Annotated in this window: 20 protein-coding genes; 12 read left to right on the top strand and 8 right to left on the bottom strand. The window is 65.0% G+C overall.

Annotated elements, in window-relative coordinates; translation table 11 throughout:
• Window positions 1–148 precede the first annotated feature (148 nt).
• Genes QM615_RS21695 through QM615_RS21685 form a run of 3 tightly spaced genes read left to right on the top strand, consistent with a single transcriptional unit; the run spans window position 149 to window position 3,011 of the window.
• A complete protein-coding gene (locus QM615_RS21695; protein ID WP_068048363.1) occupies window positions 149–1,267 on the top strand; it encodes a Re/Si-specific NAD(P)(+) transhydrogenase subunit alpha in 1,119 nt (372 codons plus the stop codon).
• The gene (locus QM615_RS21690) at window positions 1,267–1,590 is read left to right on the top strand and encodes an NAD(P) transhydrogenase subunit alpha part 2 (protein ID WP_068048360.1); all 324 of its coding nucleotides are present in this window, start codon (window positions 1,267–1,269) and stop codon (window positions 1,588–1,590) included. Before QM615_RS21695 ends, QM615_RS21690 begins: the two co-directional genes overlap by 1 nt.
• Window positions 1,590–3,011: an NAD(P)(+) transhydrogenase (Re/Si-specific) subunit beta gene (locus QM615_RS21685; protein WP_149408056.1), complete on the top strand. Its 1,422-nt coding sequence runs from the start codon at window positions 1,590–1,592 to the stop codon at window positions 3,009–3,011. Before QM615_RS21690 ends, QM615_RS21685 begins: the two co-directional genes overlap by 1 nt.
• Before the next feature lie 43 nt (window positions 3,012–3,054).
• Here QM615_RS21685 and QM615_RS21680 read toward each other — a convergent pair whose 3' ends face one another.
• Window positions 3,055–3,768 carry a hypothetical protein gene (locus QM615_RS21680; protein ID WP_149408055.1) on the bottom strand — a complete coding sequence of 238 codons (714 nt, stop codon included), beginning with the start codon at window positions 3,766–3,768 and terminating at the stop codon, window positions 3,055–3,057.
• Window positions 3,769–4,361: 593 nt separating this feature from the next.
• On the opposite strand from QM615_RS21680, the gene QM615_RS21675 reads away from it, so the two are divergent.
• Together QM615_RS21675 and QM615_RS21670 are read left to right on the top strand one after the other, a co-directional pair.
• The gene (locus QM615_RS21675) at window positions 4,362–4,676 is read left to right on the top strand and encodes a hypothetical protein (protein ID WP_149408054.1); all 315 of its coding nucleotides are present in this window, start codon (window positions 4,362–4,364) and stop codon (window positions 4,674–4,676) included.
• Window positions 4,677–4,790: 114 nt separating this feature from the next.
• Window positions 4,791–5,816: a phosphotransferase family protein gene (locus tag QM615_RS21670; protein ID WP_094669475.1), complete on the top strand. Its 1,026-nt coding sequence runs from the start codon at window positions 4,791–4,793 to the stop codon at window positions 5,814–5,816.
• A gap of 4 nt (window positions 5,817–5,820) precedes the next feature.
• Here the strand turns inward: QM615_RS21670 and QM615_RS21665 are convergent, their stop codons facing one another.
• Complete coding sequence (locus QM615_RS21665; RefSeq protein WP_149408053.1) at window positions 5,821–6,294, bottom strand: acyl-CoA thioesterase; 474 nt, start codon at window positions 6,292–6,294, stop codon at window positions 5,821–5,823.
• 10 nt (window positions 6,295–6,304) lie between these two features.
• Window positions 6,305–7,522 carry a benzoate/H(+) symporter BenE family transporter gene (locus tag QM615_RS21660; protein WP_149408052.1) on the bottom strand — a complete coding sequence of 406 codons (1,218 nt, stop codon included), beginning with the start codon at window positions 7,520–7,522 and terminating at the stop codon, window positions 6,305–6,307.
• A 182-nt stretch (window positions 7,523–7,704) separates the two neighbouring features.
• On the opposite strand from QM615_RS21660, the gene QM615_RS21655 reads away from it, so the two are divergent.
• A complete protein-coding gene (locus QM615_RS21655; protein ID WP_170945949.1) occupies window positions 7,705–8,448 on the top strand; it encodes a GntR family transcriptional regulator in 744 nt (247 codons plus the stop codon).
• Between the two features lie 2 nt (window positions 8,449–8,450).
• On the opposite strand, the gene QM615_RS21650 is transcribed toward QM615_RS21655, so the two are convergent.
• Window positions 8,451–8,912: a PTS sugar transporter subunit IIA gene (locus QM615_RS21650; protein ID WP_149408051.1), complete on the bottom strand. Its 462-nt coding sequence runs from the start codon at window positions 8,910–8,912 to the stop codon at window positions 8,451–8,453.
• Window positions 8,909–9,139, bottom strand: coding sequence for a PTS sugar transporter subunit IIB (locus QM615_RS21645; protein WP_032393491.1), 231 nt, complete (start codon window positions 9,137–9,139; stop codon window positions 8,909–8,911). Before QM615_RS21645 ends, QM615_RS21650 begins: the two co-directional genes overlap by 4 nt.
• Before the next feature lie 175 nt (window positions 9,140–9,314).
• Here QM615_RS21645 and QM615_RS21640 point away from each other — a divergent pair, with 175 nt between their 5' ends.
• Genes QM615_RS21640 through nagB form a run of 3 tightly spaced genes read left to right on the top strand, consistent with a single transcriptional unit; the run spans window position 9,315 to window position 12,589 of the window.
• Window positions 9,315–10,562 carry a PTS transporter subunit EIIC gene (locus QM615_RS21640; RefSeq protein ID WP_149408050.1) on the top strand — a complete coding sequence of 416 codons (1,248 nt, stop codon included), beginning with the start codon at window positions 9,315–9,317 and terminating at the stop codon, window positions 10,560–10,562.
• The gene (locus QM615_RS21635; protein WP_188078864.1) at window positions 10,559–11,743 is read left to right on the top strand and encodes an N-acetylglucosamine-6-phosphate deacetylase; all 1,185 of its coding nucleotides are present in this window, start codon (window positions 10,559–10,561) and stop codon (window positions 11,741–11,743) included. The genes QM615_RS21640 and QM615_RS21635 overlap by 4 nt, the downstream gene beginning before the upstream one ends.
• Window positions 11,744–12,589 carry a glucosamine-6-phosphate deaminase gene (gene nagB, locus QM615_RS21630; RefSeq protein ID WP_149408049.1) on the top strand — a complete coding sequence of 282 codons (846 nt, stop codon included), beginning with the start codon at window positions 11,744–11,746 and terminating at the stop codon, window positions 12,587–12,589.
• Between the two features lies 1 nt (window position 12,590).
• Here the strand turns inward: nagB and QM615_RS21625 are convergent, their stop codons facing one another.
• The 3 genes from QM615_RS21625 to QM615_RS21615 form a co-directional block, all read right to left on the bottom strand.
• Complete coding sequence (locus tag QM615_RS21625; RefSeq protein ID WP_149408048.1) at window positions 12,591–13,418, bottom strand: shikimate 5-dehydrogenase; 828 nt, start codon at window positions 13,416–13,418, stop codon at window positions 12,591–12,593.
• Window positions 13,419–13,428: 10 nt separating this feature from the next.
• Window positions 13,429–14,103: an HNH endonuclease family protein gene (locus QM615_RS21620; RefSeq protein ID WP_149408077.1), complete on the bottom strand. Its 675-nt coding sequence runs from the start codon at window positions 14,101–14,103 to the stop codon at window positions 13,429–13,431.
• Window positions 14,104–14,248: 145 nt separating this feature from the next.
• On the bottom strand, window positions 14,249–15,154 hold the full coding sequence (locus QM615_RS21615; RefSeq protein WP_149408047.1) for an NADP-dependent oxidoreductase: 906 nt from the start codon (window positions 15,152–15,154) through the stop codon (window positions 14,249–14,251).
• 80 nt (window positions 15,155–15,234) lie between these two features.
• Between QM615_RS21615 and QM615_RS21610 the strand changes: the two genes are divergently transcribed.
• From QM615_RS21610 to QM615_RS21600, 3 genes are all read left to right on the top strand, one after another.
• Entirely contained in the window at window positions 15,235–18,066 is a 2,832-nt protein-coding gene (locus tag QM615_RS21610) for a DEAD/DEAH box helicase (protein WP_149408046.1), read from the top strand.
• Complete coding sequence (locus QM615_RS21605) at window positions 18,066–18,818, top strand: SWIM zinc finger family protein (protein ID WP_149408045.1); 753 nt, start codon at window positions 18,066–18,068, stop codon at window positions 18,816–18,818. Before QM615_RS21610 ends, QM615_RS21605 begins: the two co-directional genes overlap by 1 nt.
• 78 nt (window positions 18,819–18,896) lie before the next feature.
• Window positions 18,897–20,405: a CoA-acylating methylmalonate-semialdehyde dehydrogenase gene (locus tag QM615_RS21600; RefSeq protein WP_149408044.1), complete on the top strand. Its 1,509-nt coding sequence runs from the start codon at window positions 18,897–18,899 to the stop codon at window positions 20,403–20,405.
• Window positions 20,406–20,412: the final 7 nt, after the last annotated feature.

Below are 20,412 nucleotides of genomic sequence, written 5' to 3'. Positions count from 1 at the left end.
ATCGGACTGTGTTCCGGGCTACCCGCGGTCTGTCTCCTCTGGCTACTATCAGGGACCTTGTGCCTTGTCGCATGGGTTCGTCCGCTCGTCGCAGGCTCGGAGCCGTTGGTCGATTCGTGGACACCATTCAACGCAGGAAGACGGAGATTTGGATACATCGCAGAGCACTGAGAAGGGTTCGGGATCCACGACTGTCGTCGGTGTGGTTCGGGAATCGGGGGAGGGCGAACGTCGTGTCGCTCTGGTGCCCAAGATCGTTGCCTCCCTGGCGGGCAAGGGCGTCGAGATCGTCGTCGAGTCCGGCGCCGGTCTCGGCGCTCTGATTCCCGACGAGTTGTACGTCGCCGCCGGAGCGACCATCGGTGATCCATGGTCGGCCGACGTCGTGGTGAAGGTCGCGCCGCCGTCCGACGCCGAGATCGCCAAGCTGACGTCGGGTTCGACGCTCATCGGATTTCTGGCACCGCGCAACGCGGAGAACAGCATCGGGGCGTTGAAGGCGGCCGGAGTACAGGCTTTCGCCGTCGAGGCGATCCCGCGGATCTCACGGGCGCAGGTGATGGACGCACTGTCCTCTCAGGCCAACGTCGCCGGCTACAAGGCCGTGCTGTTGGCAGCGTCGGAGTCCACCCGGTTCTTCCCGATGCTCACCACCGCTGCGGGCACCGTCAAGCCCGCTACCGTGCTGGTGCTGGGCGTCGGCGTGGCAGGTCTGCAGGCGCTCGCCACCGCGAAGCGTCTCGGCGGCCGCCCCACCGGATACGACGTGCGTCCGGAGGTGGCGGATCAGGTTCGATCCGTCGGCGCGCAGTGGCTGGATCTGGGGATCGACGCCGCTGGCGAGGGCGGATACGCGCGTGAGCTGACCGAAGACGAGCGGGTGCAACAGCAGAAGGCTCTCGAAGAGGCCATCAAGGGATTCGACGTGGTCATCACGACCGCGTTGGTTCCCGGACGCCCTGCCCCGCGATTGGTCACGGCCGCGGCCGTCGAGGGCATGAAGCCGGGCAGCGTCGTGGTCGACCTCGCAGGGGAAACCGGTGGCAACTGTGAACTCACCGAGCCCGGCGAGACCGTCGTCAAGCACGACGTCACCATCTGCTCCCCGTTGAACCTGCCGGCCTCGATGCCCGAGCACGCCAGCGAGCTGTACTCGAAGAACATCTCGGCATTGCTCGAACTCATGTTGGTCGACGGCAAGCTCGCTCCGGATTTCTCGGACGAGGTTCTCGCCGGTGCCTGCGTGACACGTGAGAAGGAGAACTGATGTACACCCCGCTGCTCGCGAACATCGCGATCCTGGTGCTGTCCGGGTTCGTCGGCTTCGCGGTGATCTCCAAGGTGCCCAACACCTTGCACACCCCGTTGATGTCGGGAACCAATGCCATCCACGGCATCGTCGTGCTCGGTGCCCTGGTGGTGCTCGGCAAGGTCGAGGATCCGTCCATCGGCCTGCAGGTCATCCTGTTCGTCGCTCTCGTGTTCGGAACGGTCAACGTCATCGGTGGATTCGTGGTCACCGACCGCATGCTCGGCATGTTCAAGTCCAAGCCCGTTCCTGCCAAGGCCACGAAGGGTGCTGACTCCTGATGGACAATCTCGTCAACATTCTCTACATCGTCGCCTTCGGCATGTTCATCTACGGACTGATGGGTCTGACCGGACCGAAGACAGCCGTGCGTGGCAACCAGATCGCCGCTGTCGGCATGTTCCTCGCCGTCGTGGCGACGTTGATCTCTGTTCGCGATACCGAAAACTGGATTCTGATCGTCGTCGGCCTGGTCGTCGGCGTCGCGCTCGGTATCCCGCCTGCTCGCCGAGTGAAGATGACCGCGATGCCACAGTTGGTGGCCCTGTTCAACGGCGTCGGCGGTGGAACGGTTGCGCTGATCGCGTGGGCGGAATTCCTCGACACGTCGGGATTCTCGAACTTCAAGCACGGTGAATCGCCGACGGTCCACATCGTCATCGGGTCGCTGTTCGCGGCCATCATCGGGTCGATCTCGTTCTGGGGATCGCTGATCGCGTTCCTCAAGCTGCAGGAGACCCTGCCCGGCTCGCCCATCACCATCGGCAAGTTGCAGCAGCCGCTCAATGCTCTGCTGCTGATCGGTGCTGTGGGCGCCGCCGTGGTCATCGGCATCAACGCCACTCCGGGCGGCGGGGTGTCGCAGTGGTGGATCGTAGCGGTTCTCGTACTCGCCGGAATTCTCGGTCTGACGGTCGTGCTGCCCATCGGCGGCGCAGACATGCCGGTCGTCATCTCGCTGCTCAACGCTCTGACCGGTCTGTCTGCGGCGGCCGCAGGCCTGGCGCTCAACAACACTGCGATGATCGTCGCCGGCATGATCGTCGGCGCGTCCGGCACGATCCTGACCAACCTGATGGCCAAGGCCATGAACCGTTCCATTCCGGCGATCGTCGCCGGTGGATTCGGCGGGGGCGACGCTGCTGCAGGTCCTGCGGGTGCAGGCGGCGGAACGGCGAAGGCCACCTCCGCAGCCGACGCTGCCATCCAGATGGCGTACGCCAACCAGGTCATCGTCGTTCCCGGATACGGCCTCGCCGTTGCGCAGGCGCAGCACGCGGTCAAGGACATGGCCAAGCTGCTGGAATCGAAGGGTGTCGAGGTCAAATACGCCATTCACCCCGTCGCCGGTCGTATGCCCGGGCACATGAACGTGCTCCTTGCCGAAGCCGACGTCGCGTACGACGCGATGAAGGAGATGGACGACATCAACGACGAGTTCGCCCGTACCGACGTCACGTTGGTCATCGGCGCGAACGACGTGACCAACCCGGCGGCGCGCAACGATCCGTCGAGCCCGATTCACGGAATGCCGATCCTGAACGTCGATCAGTCGAAGTCGGTCATCGTTCTCAAGCGGTCGATGTCGTCCGGATTCGCAGGCATCGAGAACCCGTTGTTCTTCGCCGAGGGCACCTCGATGCTGTTCGGCGACGCGAAGAAATCGGTTTCGGAGGTGACCGAGGAGCTCAAGGCTCTCTAGTCACGGGCAGTCAGCAGTACCGATGGGGCGCTCCGGTTGTTCGTCACCGGGAGCGCCCCGTCTTGCGTCGAACGGCCAGAGCGGCCGTATCGATCGGGTTGCGGGCTTCACGGGCAGCTGCATCGGGCGAGAAGAGCATGACGATCGAGCACGCCGGCCACCACACGAACACGATCGATGCGGCGCTCACGATGCCGGTGACGGACGCGGATCCGATTACCAGGGCGGCCGCCGCCACTGCGAGTGTTGCGACGGTTCCCAGACCGAGGATCACGGGCCGCCACGCCGCGGACGCCACCATGGACGCAGCTCCGAGCAGCGAGGCCACGGCGACGAGTTGGCCGCTAGGAAGGTCTGCGGACGGCATCGACGCTCCCATGATCTCGCGAGCGATCGCACTGGTCACGACGGCACCGACGGTGCAGGCGATCACCACCCCGATTCCGTACGGCAGCTTGCGTATCAGCGCCACGACGGCGAGCGCGGCTACGGCGATCAACATCGCGGTCACATCGATCGCATCGAGTAGATGAGCGGCCAGTGCCGCGGCCGGGGTCGATTCCCAGGACGTCGTGGTTGCGATGTGCGGTGCCCGCATCAGGAAAATCAGCAGCAGGACCGCAGAGGCACCTGACACGGCCGAGCGCGCGATGACGGCGCGCCTGCGTCTGCGGCTCGAGGTGCTGGACGGCAGCGCAGTCGTCTTTGCGTCGGTCGACGCGCGAATCGGTCCGGAGTCCAGGCTCGGTGGTGGCATGGGTGCCACGGTGCCAGAACCTGCTGAACGGAGGATGTGAGGAACTTGGGAACCGGCTGATCACTGCTCTGGTAACGATTCGATCACACCGGGTCGCGTGTGCGGAACCATGGATCGTCGAGGGGCAGAGTCCGCCTCGTCAAATTCTAGAAGTTTGTTTCAGCGCCAAATGCAGGTGCACGAGCATGTTTACATGCGTCCGAACAATCCTCTGACCTGCAACGGAGTGGAGTGGATTCGATTCGGTGGTACTCATGTCCGAGTGCCGAACAGCACCCCGGGTCGGGCCTCGGCCCTCTCAGCTGGGCGTTTGTACTCGCATTGTTCCCCGTCACAGCAGTTCGTAAAGCGAACTATGGCTTCGTTGCAAAGCGTTGATCGGATGGGTAAATCTGTGTGACGATACTCACATAGTCCAGTTCACCCTGGGCGAGACCCACCGGGAAGGCGTAGTTTCAGCCGCATCGGAAACCCGCATTCGACCGTTACAGCCCGAACGATAACGATCTGGAAACGGACCGTGCTACCCGTCGTAACCCGTCGGCACGGGGTATTCGACAACTACGGACGCCGGACACTCGAAGGAGAAGAACATGACCGCAATGTCTCAGGGACAGCTCGACATGGTCCGCGCCTTCTTTTGCAACGAGTTCGAGGCGGACTCTCTCGACCGTTCCACGGTGCCCGAGCCCACCGCCGAGGCCGTCGCCGAGTGGATCGATGCGCTGACCAACAGCGGCCTCTTCGCTCCGGCCGAGGTGCGCAACATCTCCTCGGTGTGGGCGGCCCAACCGGAGACGCTGGTCGCAATGCTGATCGGTGAAGTGGACGAAATCGCCGCCAAGCGCGGCGCAGCGGTGCCGGCCGCAGCACCGGATCTGGTCCCCGCGTTCGTGCGCGCCAGCTGACTCGTCCCGGGCCCGGAGTCTTTCGCATCAGGGCAGGTTCCGCTTCGCTACTATCGGTCGAATTCCGATGACGGCAGTCGACAACGGTGTCGCGCGGCGAAGTGAGGGTTCTGTATGGGCGCAGTGGGACTGGACGAAGACGCAGTATCGACCTGGATCGCAGGATTGGGGATAGGCGCAACCTCGCCCCTCACCTTCCAGCGGATCGGCAACGGTCAGTCCAATCTCACCTACGCCGTCCGCGACGCCGGTGGCAGTAACTGGGTGCTTCGACGTCCACCACTGGGGCATCTGCTGGCCTCCGCACACGATGTCGTGCGCGAACATCGAATTCTGTCCGGCCTGCAGAACACGGCGGTGCCGGTTCCGAAGATGATTGCGATCACCGAGGATCCTTCGGTGTCCGAGGTCCCGCTCGTGCTGATGAGTTTCGTCGACGGGATCGTCGTCGACTCGGTGGCGGCAGCCGAACAACTCGACCCCGATCACCGACGCCGCATCGGACTCGGCCTCACGGTGGCGCTGTCCGACATCCACCGCGTCGATCTCGACTCCGCGGGTCTGGCAGATCTGGCCAGTCACAAACCGTACGCCGCTCGCCAACTCGCCCGGTGGACGAAGCAGTGGCAATCCTCGCGCACTCGCGACGTACCCGGTATCGATTCGCTGGCAACTCGATTGGCAGCGGGGATTCCTCCGCAGCACGAGGTGACCCTGGTGCACGGCGACTTCCACCTCAGCAACGTCATCACGGCCCGCGAAGACGGCCGTGTCGCGGCGGTCGTCGACTGGGAGCTGTGCACACTCGGAGATCCGTTGGCGGACCTCGGCGGTCTGCTGGCCTACTGGCCGCAAGCCGACGACGGGGTCGCCGGTCCGTTCATGGCGTCGACTCTGCCGGGCTTTCCAACCAGGGCCGAGCTTGTCGAGTCGTATGCGCAGCACACCGGGCGCGACGTCTCCGACGTCGGATTCTGGCAGGTGTTGGCGCTGTGGAAGCTCTCGATCATCGCCGAAGGCGTCATGCGGCGGATGGAAGCCGACTCGCGAAACCGGGCCGTGGCAGGCGGGCCGACCACGACGCTCATCGACGACATCGTCACCAGGGCATTGCGTACGGCCGACGAGATCGGCCTCTAGTCGGTCAGCTCGACGCGGTCCCGATCACCAAAGTGCGCGCTGCGCTCTCGATTTCGGGCGGAATCGCCACCGGCTTACGGGTGACCCCATCGACGTACACGTGTACGAATCGACCCCTCGCCGCCAACTCCAACGCATCGTCGCCGGCCTCGCGGAACAACCCGAGCGAGTACACGATGCTTCGTGTGCCCAGCTTCTCGACGGCCAAGCCCACCTGAAGGCGATCCGGGAAGCTCAGCTCGGACAGGTAGCGGCACGAGGTTTCGGCGACGACTCCGATCGCCGGCAGTGTCCGGATATCGAGTCCCGTCGTCTCCATCAACCAACCGTTGACGGCGGTATCGAAATACGCGTAGTAGGTGACGTTGTTGACGTGGCCGTAGTGGTCGTTGTCGTCCCATCGCGTCGTCACGGGCCACAGAGCCGGAAAGTCCGATGCGTGCGACAACTCCGGCCCTGGGTTCACCTGATCGGTCATGAACGTGACCCTAACCAGTGGCGTCGGGAGCGGGCGTCGCCGGGGACCGACGACGCAGGATCGCACGGACCACCAGCCCGACCACCAGTGCCCAGAATGCGGAGCCGATTCCTGCGAATGTCAGGCCGGAAGCGGCGACGAGGAACGTCAGAACGGTCGCCTCCCTGTCCGATGCATGTTCGAGTGCACCGAACAACGACGCCGCGAGAGTTGCCAACAAGGCAAGTCCGGCAACGGTTTCGACCACGCCTGCAGGCGCTGCGGCAACCAGGGTTGCCAGTGCCGCGGACAGCAGCGCCAACACCAGATACGAGGAGCCCGCGGAGAAAGCCGCGACCCAACGCCGCTTCGGGTCCGGATGGGCACCGGGATTCGCCGCGAGCGCAGCGCTGATCGCGGCGAGGTTGATCGTGTGCCCACCCGCGAAAGCCCCGAGGACGGTTCCGGTTCCGGTGACGGTCATCGACGCACGCCAAGGAATTCGGTAGCCGAACGACGCCATGACGGTGGTGCCCGGGATGTTCTGCGACGCCATGGTGACGATGTACAGCGGCACCGCGATACCGACGGTCGCCTGCCACGTCCAGTGCGGAATCGTCCAGTCGATCCGAGGAATCAGATCGGATGCCGCGATGGGTGTGCCGCCGCCGATCAAGTCCGCTGCGATGACTGCAGCCGCCGCGAGGAACGCAGCGGGAACCGCCCATCGCGCGTTGAATCGAAGTACCAGGAGCCAGACGAGTACCACCGGAGCTATCCGGGCGGGTGAGTCGGCAAATGCAACGACCGGTGCCGCGCACAGCGGTAGCAGCACTCCGGCCAACATCGCCTGAGCGAGTGGTATCGGGATCTTCGAGACCGCGGCGCCGAGTCGTGGCCACAGGCCGGTCAGGACGATCAGCACCCCAACAGTGACGAACGAACCCACTGCGGCGGGCCACCCTCCGACCACCATGCCGGTTCCGGCGAGCAGCGCAGCGCCCGGCGTCGACCACGCCAGCGTGATGGGCTGTCTGTATCTGCGCGCGAGCCACATCATGCCCACGGCCTGGGTGACACACAGCGCCAGCAATCCGGAGGCCGCCTCGGTCGGGCTGGCCCCTACCGCCCGCAGGCCCGTCAGCACGACGGCGAACGAGCTGGTGAAGCCGACCAGTGAGGCCACGATTCCCGCGCTGATGGGGGTCGAGAGCGGCGTCGGTCTGTCGGCGGCGTCGGCAGTGGTCACGACTGACGATGATGCACTGTGGGCCGTCGCCTGTCGCGTCGTTTCCCGTCGAGCCGGGTCGGCGCTCCGAGTCGGTGGCCGAACGCTGTCGGGGCACGGTCGACGTGACGTAGTCTTTGGGTTGGACCGGACCAGTCCGTACCGCTGGGTCGGCGAGTGACGGAAAGGCCGGCGCAGTGGTGATGCCCGTACATCTGAGGGACAGTCAGGTTCCGAAGCACGAACAGCTTCGCGCGATTCTGTTGCACCGCTGCACCAAGGAGTTGCAGCCCGGCGATCTGATGCCCAGCGAGCGAAAACTGATGGAGGACTACGGCGTCAGCCGCATCACCGTCCGCGAGGCCATCGGCCAGCTCGTCAACGACGGACACCTGGTTCGGGTGCGTGGCAAGGGCACGTTCGTGGCCAGTCGCACCGTGCAGTCTCGTTTGCACCTGGCGTCGTTCTCGGAGGAGATGCGCGCGCAAGGATTGACGCCTACCACGGTGGTGCTGTTCGCACGGCTCGAAAGCCCTTCGGCGGCAACGACTCGCGCCCTCGGCCTGGCCGACGGAGAACAGACCTACCACGTCAAGCGTCTACGACTGGCCGACGCCGAACCGGTCAGCGTCGACGATGCGTGGTACCGGGCCTCCCTGCTCCCCGGCCTCATCGAGCACGACCTGAGCAAATCGGTGTACGAGGCCGTGCAGATCCATTACGGATTGACCATCGACCGGGCCGAGCAGACCGTCAAAGCCACTGCAGCAGACAGTGATACCGCCACCCTGCTCGGCACCAAGCGCGGTGCCCCCGTGCTGTACTTCGACCGTGTCTCCTTCAGCGGCGACGAGCCGCTCGAACATACCGAGAGCTGGTACCGCTGCGATCGGTATCAACTGTCGATGGAAGTCGAAGGCGGGCGACGCACCCCGCAGCGTCGGTGAGATCAGGGCAGCTCGAACAGAAGGTCGCCCACTGCCACGGTGTCGTCGATGCTCGCACTCGTGACCGAATCCGGCTTCGAATCCATCAACACCACCGGAACGACATCCGAGTAGCCCGCCGCCGCGATCGCTGCGGGATCGTAGGTGACGACGAGGTCGCCGGCCTCGACTCGATCGCCCTCTGCTGCAACGAGTTCGAAGCCCGCGCCCTTCATCTTCACGGTGTCGATGCCGATGTGCACCAACACGCCCGCCTTGTCCTCGGTGAAGACGACGAACGCGTGCGGGTGAAGTTTGAGAATCGTGCCCGCGACCGGTGAACGAACCTCGACGGACCCGTCGCTCGGAGCCGGGCGTAGCGCGACACCGGAGCCGACCATCTGCGCCGAGAACACCGGGTCGGGCACGTCGGCGAGCGAGATGACCTGCCCGGCAACCGGGCTGAGGATCGTCCTTGTGCTCACAGGATGTCGCCGATGTCTTCGGCGAGCGTGTCCGCTTCGGGACCGACGATGACCTGAACGGCGGTTCCCTTGTGAAATACGCCGTGGGCACCTGCCGCCTTGAGCGCCGCCTCGTTCACCAACGACCCGTCCTTCACCTCGGTGCGCAGCCGAGTGATGCACGCTTCGATCTCGACGATGTTGTCGGCACCGCCGAGGCCTTCGACGATCGCGTCCGCTTTGGACATGTGGATTCTCGCTTTCTGTCGGCTTGTATCTGTCGGGTGGATCACACGGCCGGGTTGACACGAGCCTGCCACCTGGCCAAACTACAACTGGTAATGACCGGACAGTACCCCTGATGGCATCCGGTCACAACAGCGAAATCGCCCTCGAAGGACCAGCCTCGAAGAGAAGGTCGCCATGACCCCGAAGAAGACGGACTCGATCGATACCGAGCCGAAGAAGGAATCACGATCATTGGCCGGGCTGCAGCGGTTCGGTCGCAGCCTCATGCTGCCGATCGCTGTTCTGCCTGCCGCCGGAATTCTCCTGCGGCTCGGTCAGGACGACCTGCTGGGGAGATTCAGCGCACTGGAGACCACTGCTGCGGTCATCTCCGCCGCCGGTCAGTCGGTTTTCACCTGGCTTCCCCTCATCTTCGCGGTCGGTATCGCCATCGGCTGGGCCAAGAAGTCCGATGGTTCGACCGCGCTCGCAGCGGTGGTCGGCTACATGGTGATGAACGGCGTCTTCACGGCAATGTCGCCGGTCGTGCTCGACGGAGAGGTCGATGCCAACGGTGACCCGGCCGTGATCGACTACGGCGTGTTGGCAGGAATCGTCATCGGACTGCTCTCGGCAATTCTCTGGCAGCGTTTCTATCGCCAGAAGCTGCCGGACTATCTCGGCTTCTTCAGCGGCCGTCGTCTGGTGCCGATCATGACGGCGATCACCGGACTCGTCGTCGCCGTGATCATGTCGTTCGTGTACCCACTCTTCTACAGCGCTCTACAATGGGTGGGCAACACCGTCGCCGACCACAGTGTGGTGGGCAGCGGAATCTACGGCTTCGCCAACCGCATGCTCATTCCCACCGGGCTGCACCACATTCTGAACTCCGTCGTCTGGTTCCTGGTGGGGGACTACCAGGATGCAAGCGGTCAATTGGTCCGCGGCGATCTGAACCGGTTCTTCGCCGGCGACCCGTCCGCCGGAGTGTTCATGACCGGATTCTTCCCGATCATGATGTTCGCCCTCCCCGCTGCGGCATTCGCGATCTACCGCAACGCCAAGCCGTCGCAGAAGAAGATCGTCGGCGGAATCATGTTGTCCACCGGCCTGACTGCCTTCGTCACCGGAATCACCGAGCCGTTCGAATACTCGTTCATGTTCGTGGCCTGGCCGCTCTACATCATCCACGCAGTGTTGACCGGAACCTCGATGGCGTTGACCAATGCCCTCGGAATCCACGACGGCTTCTTCTTCTCCGCCGGTGGCATCGACTACCTGCTGAACTACGGAATCGCCACCAAGGCATGGCTCCTCATTCCGATCGGCCTGGTGTACGCGGTGATCTACTACTTCCTGTTCAGCTTCGTCATCAAGAAGTGGAACCTGCGCACCCCCGGACGTGAGGACGACGCCGTGCTCGAACCCGATCGAGCATGACCGCATCCACTGCGACGACGCACCGCGGACGGGTCGTCACGCGCGACCGAGTGATCGAGGACGGCGTCGTCGCATCGACGGGAGACCGGATCTCGTGGGTCGGGCCGACATCGGCGTGGCCCGGTGAGGCCGTACCGCAAACGAATTCGACGATCCTCCCCGGGTTGGTCGATCTGCACTGCCACGGTGGAGCTGGGGCGTCGTTTCCGGATTCACCGGCCGTCGATCTCATGACGGCGGTACGGCATCACCGCTCTCGCGGGACCACGACGATGCTCGCGTCACTGGTGTCGGCACCGCCGGATCGGCTGATCGCGCAGACGTCGCTGTTGGCCGATCTGTACGAATCCGGTGACATCGCAGGCGTCCACCTCGAGGGGCCGTTTCTCGCCATCGCACGCTGCGGCGCACAGGATCCGGCCTCGCTGCGCAGCGGAGATCCCGGACTGCTCCGCGACCTACTGGACGCGGGCCGCGACGCGGTGCGGTCGATGACCCTGGCACCCGAGATCGACGGGTTCGCGGTCATCGCAGAGATGTTGCGGGAGAACGGAATACTGCCGAGCATCGGGCACACGGACGCCGACGCGCTCACCACCCGACGCGGTATCGAGTCGTTGGGGAACGGCCCCATGACTGCAACACATCTGTTCAACGGAATGCCGACCTGGCATCATCGGTCGCCGGGCCCGGTGAGCGAGTGCCTGGCGGCCGCGGCACGCAGCGTGATGGTGCTCGAATTGATCGGCGACGGAGTGCATCTCGCCGACGAGACCGTGCGTGCGGTGTTCGATCTCGTCGGTGGCGCACGGATCGCGCTGGTGTCCGACGCGATGGCCGCAGCCGGCATGCCGGACGGTCGCTATCGACTCGGACCACTGGATGTGACCGTCCGCCACGCGGTTGCACGGTTGTCCCGCGACGCAGACAACGAGACCGCTCCGATCGCGGGCGGAACCGCTACCGTGCTGGACCTGGTGCGCCGAGCCGTGCTGGACGCCGGCGTGCCCCTGGTCGAGGCGGTGCGGGCTGCATCGTCGACTCCGGCGGCATTGATCGGCCTCGACTCCGAGATCGGCTGCCTCGAACAGGGCAAGAGAGCCGACGTCCTGGTGGTCGACGCGGCGTTCGAGCCACTACAGGTGATCAGAGGCGGAACTGCAATCGGAGAGGACAGCTAGATGGAGGTAGTGATCCTAGAGGGGGTCGACGCAGTGGATCGAACGGCCGCCGACATCGTCGAACGAATAGTACGAGCCGGCTCCACCGGCAACCTGTGCCGTTCCGCCGGCTCCACTCCTGCGCCCCTGGGTCGTTCCGCCGGCTCCACTCCTGTACTGGGCCTCGCAACCGGGTCGACCCCGGTGGGCACCTATCGCGAATTGGCGCGGCGGCATCGGGAGGACGGCCTGTCGTTCGCGCACTGTCGCGCCTTCCTCCTCGACGAGTACATCGGACTGGCGAAAGCCGCTGAGCAGTCGTACTTCTCGTTCATTCGAGACAACTTCGTCGACCACGTCGACCTGGACGACGCCGCGGTCTTCTCGCCCGACGGCGAAGCGGACGACATAGCGGCAGAGGCGCAGCGGTACGACGCCGCGATCGCGGCCGCAGGTGGCGTCGACGTCCAGATCCTCGGAATCGGCACCGACGGGCACATCGGCTTCAACGAGCCCGGATCCTCACTGAAATCGCGGACGCGGGTGAAGACGCTGACCGAACAGACTCGCGTCGACAATGCCCGGTTCTTCGATTCTCCCGAGGACGTACCGCATCACGTACTGACGCAGGGGCTGGGCACCATCGACGAGGCGCGCCACCTCGTGTTGATCGCAACGGGGGAGTCGAAGGCGGACGCGGTGGCGGCGGCCGTCGAGGGACCGCTGTCGGCGTACTGTCCGGCGTCGGCCATTCAATGGCACCCGCACGCAACGGTGCTGTTGGACGAGGCCGCGGCGTCGTCGCTCGCACTCGCGGAGTACTACCGGTACGCCTACGCCAACAAGCCCCGGTGGCAGCACCTGTGAGTCACCTGCGCGAGAACTCCGATGCGCGCGCGATCTGTTCGTCCGACGGCCGGACTCCGGTGTAGAGGACGAACTGTTCTGCTGCCTGCAGGGCGATGACCTGAGCGCCGGTGATCACGGGTTTGTCGGCGGCCCGAGCGGCGACGATCAGGGGCGTCTCCGACGGCATGGCGACGACGTCGAACACGGCTTTCGCCGCGTCGATCTGCTCGTCGGTGAACGGTGCCGAATCAGCGTCCGGTCCACCGGCCATACCCACCGGGGTCACGTTCACCAGCAGGTCTGCGCCCACCGCTTCGGCGGACCAGTCGTAGCCGTAGGTCTCGGCGAGGGCGGGGCCGGTGTTCGAGTTGCGGGCGACGACGGTACCCCGGGTGTAACCCGAATCCCGCAGTGCGGCGACGACAGCCTTCGCCATACCGCCGCTGCCGGTGACCGCCACCGAGTAATCGGTGGAGAAGCCACTCGCGCCGAGTAGGTTCGCGACGGCCTGGTAGTCGGTGTTGTATGCGTGCAGGACGCCGTTCTCGTTGACGATCGTGTTGACGGATTCGATCGCGCTGGCGGACTCGTGCATCACGTCGACCAATTCGATGACATCTTCCTTGAACGGCATGGAGACGGCGCAGCCTCGAATGCCCAGCGCGCGAACGCCTCCCACCGCTGCGGCGAGGTCGGTGGTGGTGAACGCCTTGTAGACGAAATTCAGGTCCAACTCGTCGTAGAGGTAGTTGTGGAAACGTGTTCCGATGTTGCTCGGTCGGCCGGACAAAGACATGCAGAGCTGTGTCTTACGGTCGAGGAAGCTGCGCGCGTGTGCTGGTGCCATCGCTGAGACTTTACGCCGCGCACGTCGAGGCGACCGAAGCGAGAACACCCTGATCGGCCTGGGTGATCGGCAACTCGTACTGGGCGGCGACCGACAGGTATTTTCCCGCGTAGAAGCAGTGGTACGCCTCGTTCGGCGGTAACCATTGCGAGGGTGTCTTGTCGCTCTTGCTCTGATTGTCGGCTCCGTTGACCGCGAGCAGATTGAACGCCACGTCGTTGGCGAACCGAATTCGCTTGTCGGGCAACCACGTGTTCGCGCCCATGTCCCACGCGGCGGACAGGGGGTAGACGTGATCGATCTGAATCTTTCCGGCATCGGCCTTGGTGAACTGCATCGGCTCACCGGAGTACGGATCTGCGAGCGAACCCGACAGCACGACGCAGTCGCGAGTGCCGGCCCGGAACTCGACTTCCGTCATCGACAGCGCCAGGACGTTGTCGCGGGTACCGCAGCCGTCGTGACCACCCGGCCCGTCGTAGTCGTCCGTCCACGCCGGGCCGAACACACACCCTTCGCCGCTCTTGCATCCGCGCTCGTAGCCGAGGGCGTCGGGCCTGGCGGCGACCACGCGAACCTGCGCGAGCAACTGCTCGACCTGAGTGCGAGTGGGACTACCCGGAGCGGGTTCGGCGGGGGAGAAACCGGGGATGGCGGGCCGGTCGCACGAGCCGAACACAGCCATCACGGCCGCAGCGATCACCAGCAGTACCGCCACCCACAGCTTTCTCACGCACGCCCCATCGTCGATCTTCGTACTCGGTCGTCGTTCCTTGTGACAGCAGTGTGCCGGAACGCACCGACAGTTCTCCGCTCACGCCAACCCGGCATCAGCGAACCTCGACCACGACCTTGCCGAGCACGTGCCCGTCCTCGACCAGGGCGAGAGCCTCACCCGCACGCTCGAGCGGGAACACATGGTCGATACGCGGACGAATGATGCCCGACGCAGTCAGGTCTGCCAGCCGCGCGAATGCCGCGGTGGTGCGGTCGCGATCGACACCGGAACCACCCCACTGCGCCGCGAGCACCGGGTCGGCAACGCTGACAATCGGTATCCCCGCCGTCACAGCGGTCGCCGCGGCGCGCAAGCTCTCGCCCCCGACGAGATCGATGATGCCGTTCACCGGTCGTGACAGCGAGTCGACAAAATCGGCGCCGGACGCGAGAAATTCGGCTCCGAGGCTCTCGATCCACTCCTGCTTGCCCGTACTCGCGACTGCGAGAACGTCGATACCGTCGGCTCGCGCGAGTTGCAGAACGGTCGAACCCACGCCGCCGCCCGCGCCGAGCACCAGGATGGAATCACCCGCGCCCACGGCGAGCCGCGCCAGCGCGTCGTATGCGGTCCCGGCGGCCACCGGCAGAGTGGCTGCGGCCGCCCAGGACACGGATTCGGGCTTGTGGGCTGTGCTCGACGCGTTGAGCACGGTGTACTGCGCATAGCCTCCGTATCCCGACGCGGTGGCTCCGAACACGTGGTCGCCCACCGAGAAGTCGGCCACACCGGCACCGGCCGACACGACCGTGCCCGATACTTCCCGGCCGAGAACCGCAGGCAGGGTGATCGGCACGGTGTCCTTGCGATTGCCCGCCCGCACCTTCCAATCCGCGGGATTGACGCCGGCGGCGTGGACCGCGACGAGAATCTGGCCAGATCCCGGCTCGGCGACGGGTAGGTCCAGAAGGTATTCGGTGTCGGGTCCGCCGTATTCACTGAAGCCGTACGCGATCATGTACATACTGTGCCTCACCCAGCGACTCGCTCGAAGCGCCTCACCTGAAGTCTGTCGGTGCTTGCTGATTGGATGGACCGATGCTGCACGGTCTCTGGTCTCCCGGTGCCGGGCTGATGCTGTGGGACGACGAGATCACCACCGGGGATGAGCCCGACTTGCCGCCGACCCACGCGCACGTGCTCACCAGAACGTTTCGGCACCGTGCTGCGGTGTCGTTTCCGGCACCCGGACGCGCCGCCACCGCGCAGGCCCCGGTGCAGGTTCCGGCCATCGCACTCGCCCCGCACGACGGAGCCGATCTGCTGTTGCGGACGCCGCCGGACCACGCGGCGATCTCCGGTGACCTCCGTTACCTGGCGCATGTCGCCCGCGGAATCGAACGCTGGGTCCGCGGCGGTCGCGTCGTTCCGGCCCTGAAGTTGATGGACGGGCAGTGGTGGCCACGGTGGCGTCTGGTCGGGGGCGAGCGTCAACGTGCCTGGCTCAGCGAACTCGCCGTCGCGATGCCGTCGGTGCAGCGCGCAGGTGAGCGGCCCAAGAAGATTCTCGACGACATGGTGGAGGAGCTCACCGATCCGATCGTCAGATCGGTTCTGGGTAGACCCGACTCGGAGCATCCACTGTTGTCGGCTCTGGTTCGCGACGACCCGTATGCCGATGGCACCCAACAGATGTCGACGTTGCTCGAGAAGTGGCGCGGAAGCCTCACCGTCGACGAACCCTCGCTGGTGCTCCGGCTGCTCGAACCCGATGACGACGACGCCGTCGACAGTTCCTCCGAGGAAGCGGTGGAGTCGTACTGGACGCTGCAGGTGTGTCTGCGCGCGGACGGCGAAGCGCCGCGACCGGTTCCGATGAGCCGCAAGGTCGATGCCACGCTGCTCTCCATCGCTGTCCGCAAGCTCGGTGAGGCCGTGGCGGCGTACCCGAGACTGCGCGATCTGCCGTCTCAGGAAGGCACCCTGGATCTGTTGCTTCCGACGTCGGTGGTCATCGATCTCGTCGAACACGGTGCGACGGCACTGCAGGCCACCGGAACCACGGTTCTGCTTCCCCGGGCCTGGACGAGGCTCGATCCGTCGATGAGATTGCGCGTCGATTCACCGGCGGTGACGAAAGCGGCAGCCGATCGGGCGGTCGGCATGGACGAACTGGTGTCCTACGACTGGCAACTCCAACTCGGCGACATGGTGCTCACCGAGGCGGAGATGAACAGGCTCGCCGTCTCGAAGGGCGATCTCGTGCGGCTCCGCGGTCAGTGGGTGCTCGCGGACGGCGGTCAGCTCGCGCGAGCCGCCAAGTACGTCGCCGAGCATCACGGTGACGGGACTGCGCTCAGCACGCTGATGCGCGAGATGACGTTGGCCGATCCGCCACCTGCTCCGGTCCAGGACATCCGCGCCACCGGCTGGGCGGCAACGTTGCTCGAACCCGGGGCGGTTCCGGAAACCATCCCGGTGCCCGACGGTGTGAACGCGACTCTGCGGCCCTACCAGCAACGCGGACTCGACTGGCTCGCGTTCATGAGCCGGCTCGGTCTCGGTGCCGTGCTCGCCGACGACATGGGACTGGGCAAGACTCTGCAGGTGCTCACGCTGCTCGCGCACGAGAAGAGTGCGACGCCGACGCTGCTGGTGGCACCGATGTCGGTGGTCGGAAACTGGCAGCGTGAGGCGGCGAAATTCACTCCGGCACTGCGGGTTCTGGTACACCACGGTCCGACGCGACTACGCGACGAGGAGCTCGACCGGGCGATCGCCGAGCACGATCTGATCGTCACCACGTACGCGCTGATGGCCAAGGATCGCGCGCAGCTGGCGGAGCAGACGTGGCGTCGTGTGGTCCTCGACGAGGCGCAACACATCAAGAACTCGGGCACCGTGCAGGCCAAGGCGGCGCTCGCGATCCCCGCGGATCACAAGCTGGCGCTCACCGGAACGCCGGTCGAGAATCGTCTCGACGAGCTGAGGTCCATTCTCGACTTCGCCAATCCGGGCATGCTCGGTAGGCCGTCGGATTTCCGCAAGCGATTCTCGGTTCCGATCGAGCGCGAGAACGACGAGAACGCGGTTTCCCGTCTGCGCGCCATCACGTCGCCGTTCATTCTGCGCCGCGTCAAGACCGATCCGACGGTCATCTCGGACCTGCCCGAGAAGAACGAGATGACCGTGCGCGCCAACCTCACGGCCGAGCAGGCTGCGCTGTACAAGGCGGTCGTCGACGAGATGATGGCGCAGATCGCCGACGCGAAGGGCATGAAGCGCAAGGGCGCGGTGCTGTCCGCGCTGACTCGTCTCAAACAGGTGTGCAATCACCCTGCCCATTTCCTGTCCGACGGCTCGCCGGTGCTCAAGAGGGGTCAGCATCGTTCCGGCAAGATCGGCTTGGTCGAGGACATGCTCGACTCGATTCTCGGCGACAACGAGAAAGCGTTGTTGTTTACGCAGTTCCGGGAGTTCGGTGAGCTCGTGGCACCCTACTTCGCCGAACGGTTCGGCACCGAGGTGCCGTTCCTCCACGGCGGGGTGAGCAAGGCCAAGCGAGACGAGATGGTGGAAAAGTTCCAGAGCGACGACGGTCCGCCGATCATGATGCTCTCGCTCAAGGCCGGCGGCACCGGGCTGAACCTCACGGCCGCCAACCATGTTGTTCATCTCGATCGTTGGTGGAATCCGGCGGTGGAGAATCAAGCGACGGACCGGGCCTTCCGCATCGGGCAGCGCAAGAACGTCGAGGTACGCAAACTGCTGTGTGTGGGCACAGTGGAGGAACGGATCGACTCGATGCTCGTCTCCAAGCAGGACCTGGCGAATCTGGCGGTGGGCACCGGCGAGAATTGGGTGACCGAGATGGACACCGCGGAGCTGCAGGAACTGTTCCGCCTCAGTGAGGATGCGGTGGGGGAGTGATGGTCGACTTCTCGCAGTACGGCAAGCGCCGAAAAGCCAAGGGCGGCATCGAGTCCAGAAACAAGCGCGGTGCCTTCGGACAGACCTGGTGGGGCAGGCATTTCGTGGCGGCCATGGAAGACCTCGCGGATCCGGGCCGGATCGCTCGGGGTAGAACGTATGCGCGCCAAGGGCAGGTGCTCACTCTCGGGGTCGAGCGCGGGCAGATATACGGCGAGGTGCAGGGCAGTCAGCTCGAGCCGTTCTCGGCCTCGGTCACCGTCGACCCGCTCACGCAGGGTGAGGTTGCCGCACTGGTCGGCCGGGTGCGTTCGAACCCCGGCATGCTGGCCGAGTTGGCCTCCAACGCCATTCCGCAGGCGCTGGCGTCGGTGTTGCTGCCGCACGACAAGGGGCAGCTCGATTTCGACTGCACGTGCCCCGACGACGGGTGGCCCTGCAAACACGCGGCGGCTCTGATGTACATCGCCGCCGAGCACATCGACGCATCCGCCGCCACCATCCTGACGCTGCGTGGAGTCGATCTCGATCAACTGATCGAGGGCGTCGGAGACGGGGACGACGAGTTCGACCCCGATGACTGGTTCGGCGATCGCGCGTCGTTCCCCGAACTTCCCCAGGTGTCGTTCGCTCCCGCGATGGACGATCTCGATCCGTTGATCCTGCGTCGAATCTTCCGCGCCGACGGCTCCTCCGAGGCCGAGGTCAGTCGCGCCGGTGCCGATCTGAGGCAGTTCTACGACCGAATGTGACGACTTCTGGACTTACGTGGACATCCGACTATAGGATGGGCGTACTTCACTTTCCACGCTCGAGGACGGACAAACTCCATGGCTCGCGAACTCACGCACTTCATCGGCGGCAAGCATGTCGCCGGCACCTCCGGAAACTTCGGGGACGTGTTCGACCCCAACACCGGCGAGGTTCAGGCCCGTGTGCCGCTGGCCGACGTATCCGAGGTCGAGGCCGTCATCGCCGATGCCGAACAGGCCCAACGTGAATGGGCCAAGTGGAACCCGCAGCGCCGAGCGCGAGTCCTGATGAAGTTCCTGGCGCTCGTCACTCGCGACACCGAGGAACTGGCCCGCCTGCTGTCCTCCGAGCACGGCAAGACGATCGCCGACGCCAAGGGTGACATCCAGCGCGGCGTCGAGGTCGTGGAGTTCGCCGTCGGCGTCCCGCATCTGCTCAAGGGTGAGTACACCGAGGGTGCAGGCGGCGGAATCGACGTCTACTCGATGCGTCAGCCGCTCGGCGTCGTAGCCGGAATCACCCCGTTCAACTTCCCCGCGATGATTCCCCTGTGGAAGGCCGGCCCGGCCATCGCCTGCGGAAACGCATTCATCCTCAAGCCCTCCGAGCGTGACCCGTCCGTCCCGCTCAAGCTCGCCGAGCTCTTCCTCGAAGCAGGGCTCCCGCCGGGTGTGTTCAACGTCGTCAACGGTGACAAGACCGCCGTCGACGTACTGCTCACCGACGACCGGGTCAAGGCGATCGGCTTCGTCGGCTCGACTCCCATCGCGCAGTACATCTACGAGACCGCAGCGAAGCACGGCAAGCGTGCACAGTGCTTCGGTGGAGCCAAGAACCACGCCCTGGTGATGCCCGACGCCGATCTCGACGAGGTCGCCGACGCCCTTCTCGGTGCCGCCTACGGTTCCGCGGGCGAGCGTTGCATGGCCATTTCCGTCGCGGTTCCGGTGGGTGAAGAGACCGCGGATGCGCTCGTCGCCAAGCTCACCGAGCGGGTGGCGAAGCTGAAGATCGGTCGCTCCGACGACGAGGACGCGGATTTCGGCCCGCTCGTGGGTAGCGATGCGTTGAAGCGGGTCAACGACTACACCCAGATCGGTGTCGACGAGGGTGCCGAGTTGGTCGTCGACGGGCGCGGTTTCAGCCTCGAAGGCCACGAGGGTGGATTCTTCGCGGGCGCAACACTGTTCGACAGAGTGACGACCGACATGCGGATCTACAAGGAAGAGATCTTCGGACCCGTCCTGATCGTCGTGCGCGCGAAGGACTACGAGGATGCGCTGCGCCTGCCCACCGAGCACGAATACGGCAACGGCGTGTCCATCTTCACCCGTGACGGCGACACTGCACGCGATTTCTGCTCCCGCGTCCAGGTGGGCATGGTCGGGGTCAACGTGCCGATTCCGGTACCGATCGCGTACCACACGTTCGGTGGTTGGAAGCGTTCGGGATTCGGTGATCTGAACCAGCACGGACCCGATTCGATCCGCTTCTACACCAAGACCAAGACCGTCACGCAGCGCTGGCCGTCGGGCACCAAAGAGGCGGCAGCACAGAATCACTTCGTCATTCCGAACATGGACTGATTCGGCG

The organism is Rhodococcus sp. IEGM 1341, from assembly GCF_030056895.1.
In the GTDB taxonomy this organism is placed as follows: Bacteria; Actinomycetota; Actinomycetes; order Mycobacteriales; family Mycobacteriaceae; genus Rhodococcoides.
The sequence above is the reverse complement of the archived record's forward strand: the minus strand, read 5'-3'. Positions and strand labels throughout refer to the sequence as shown.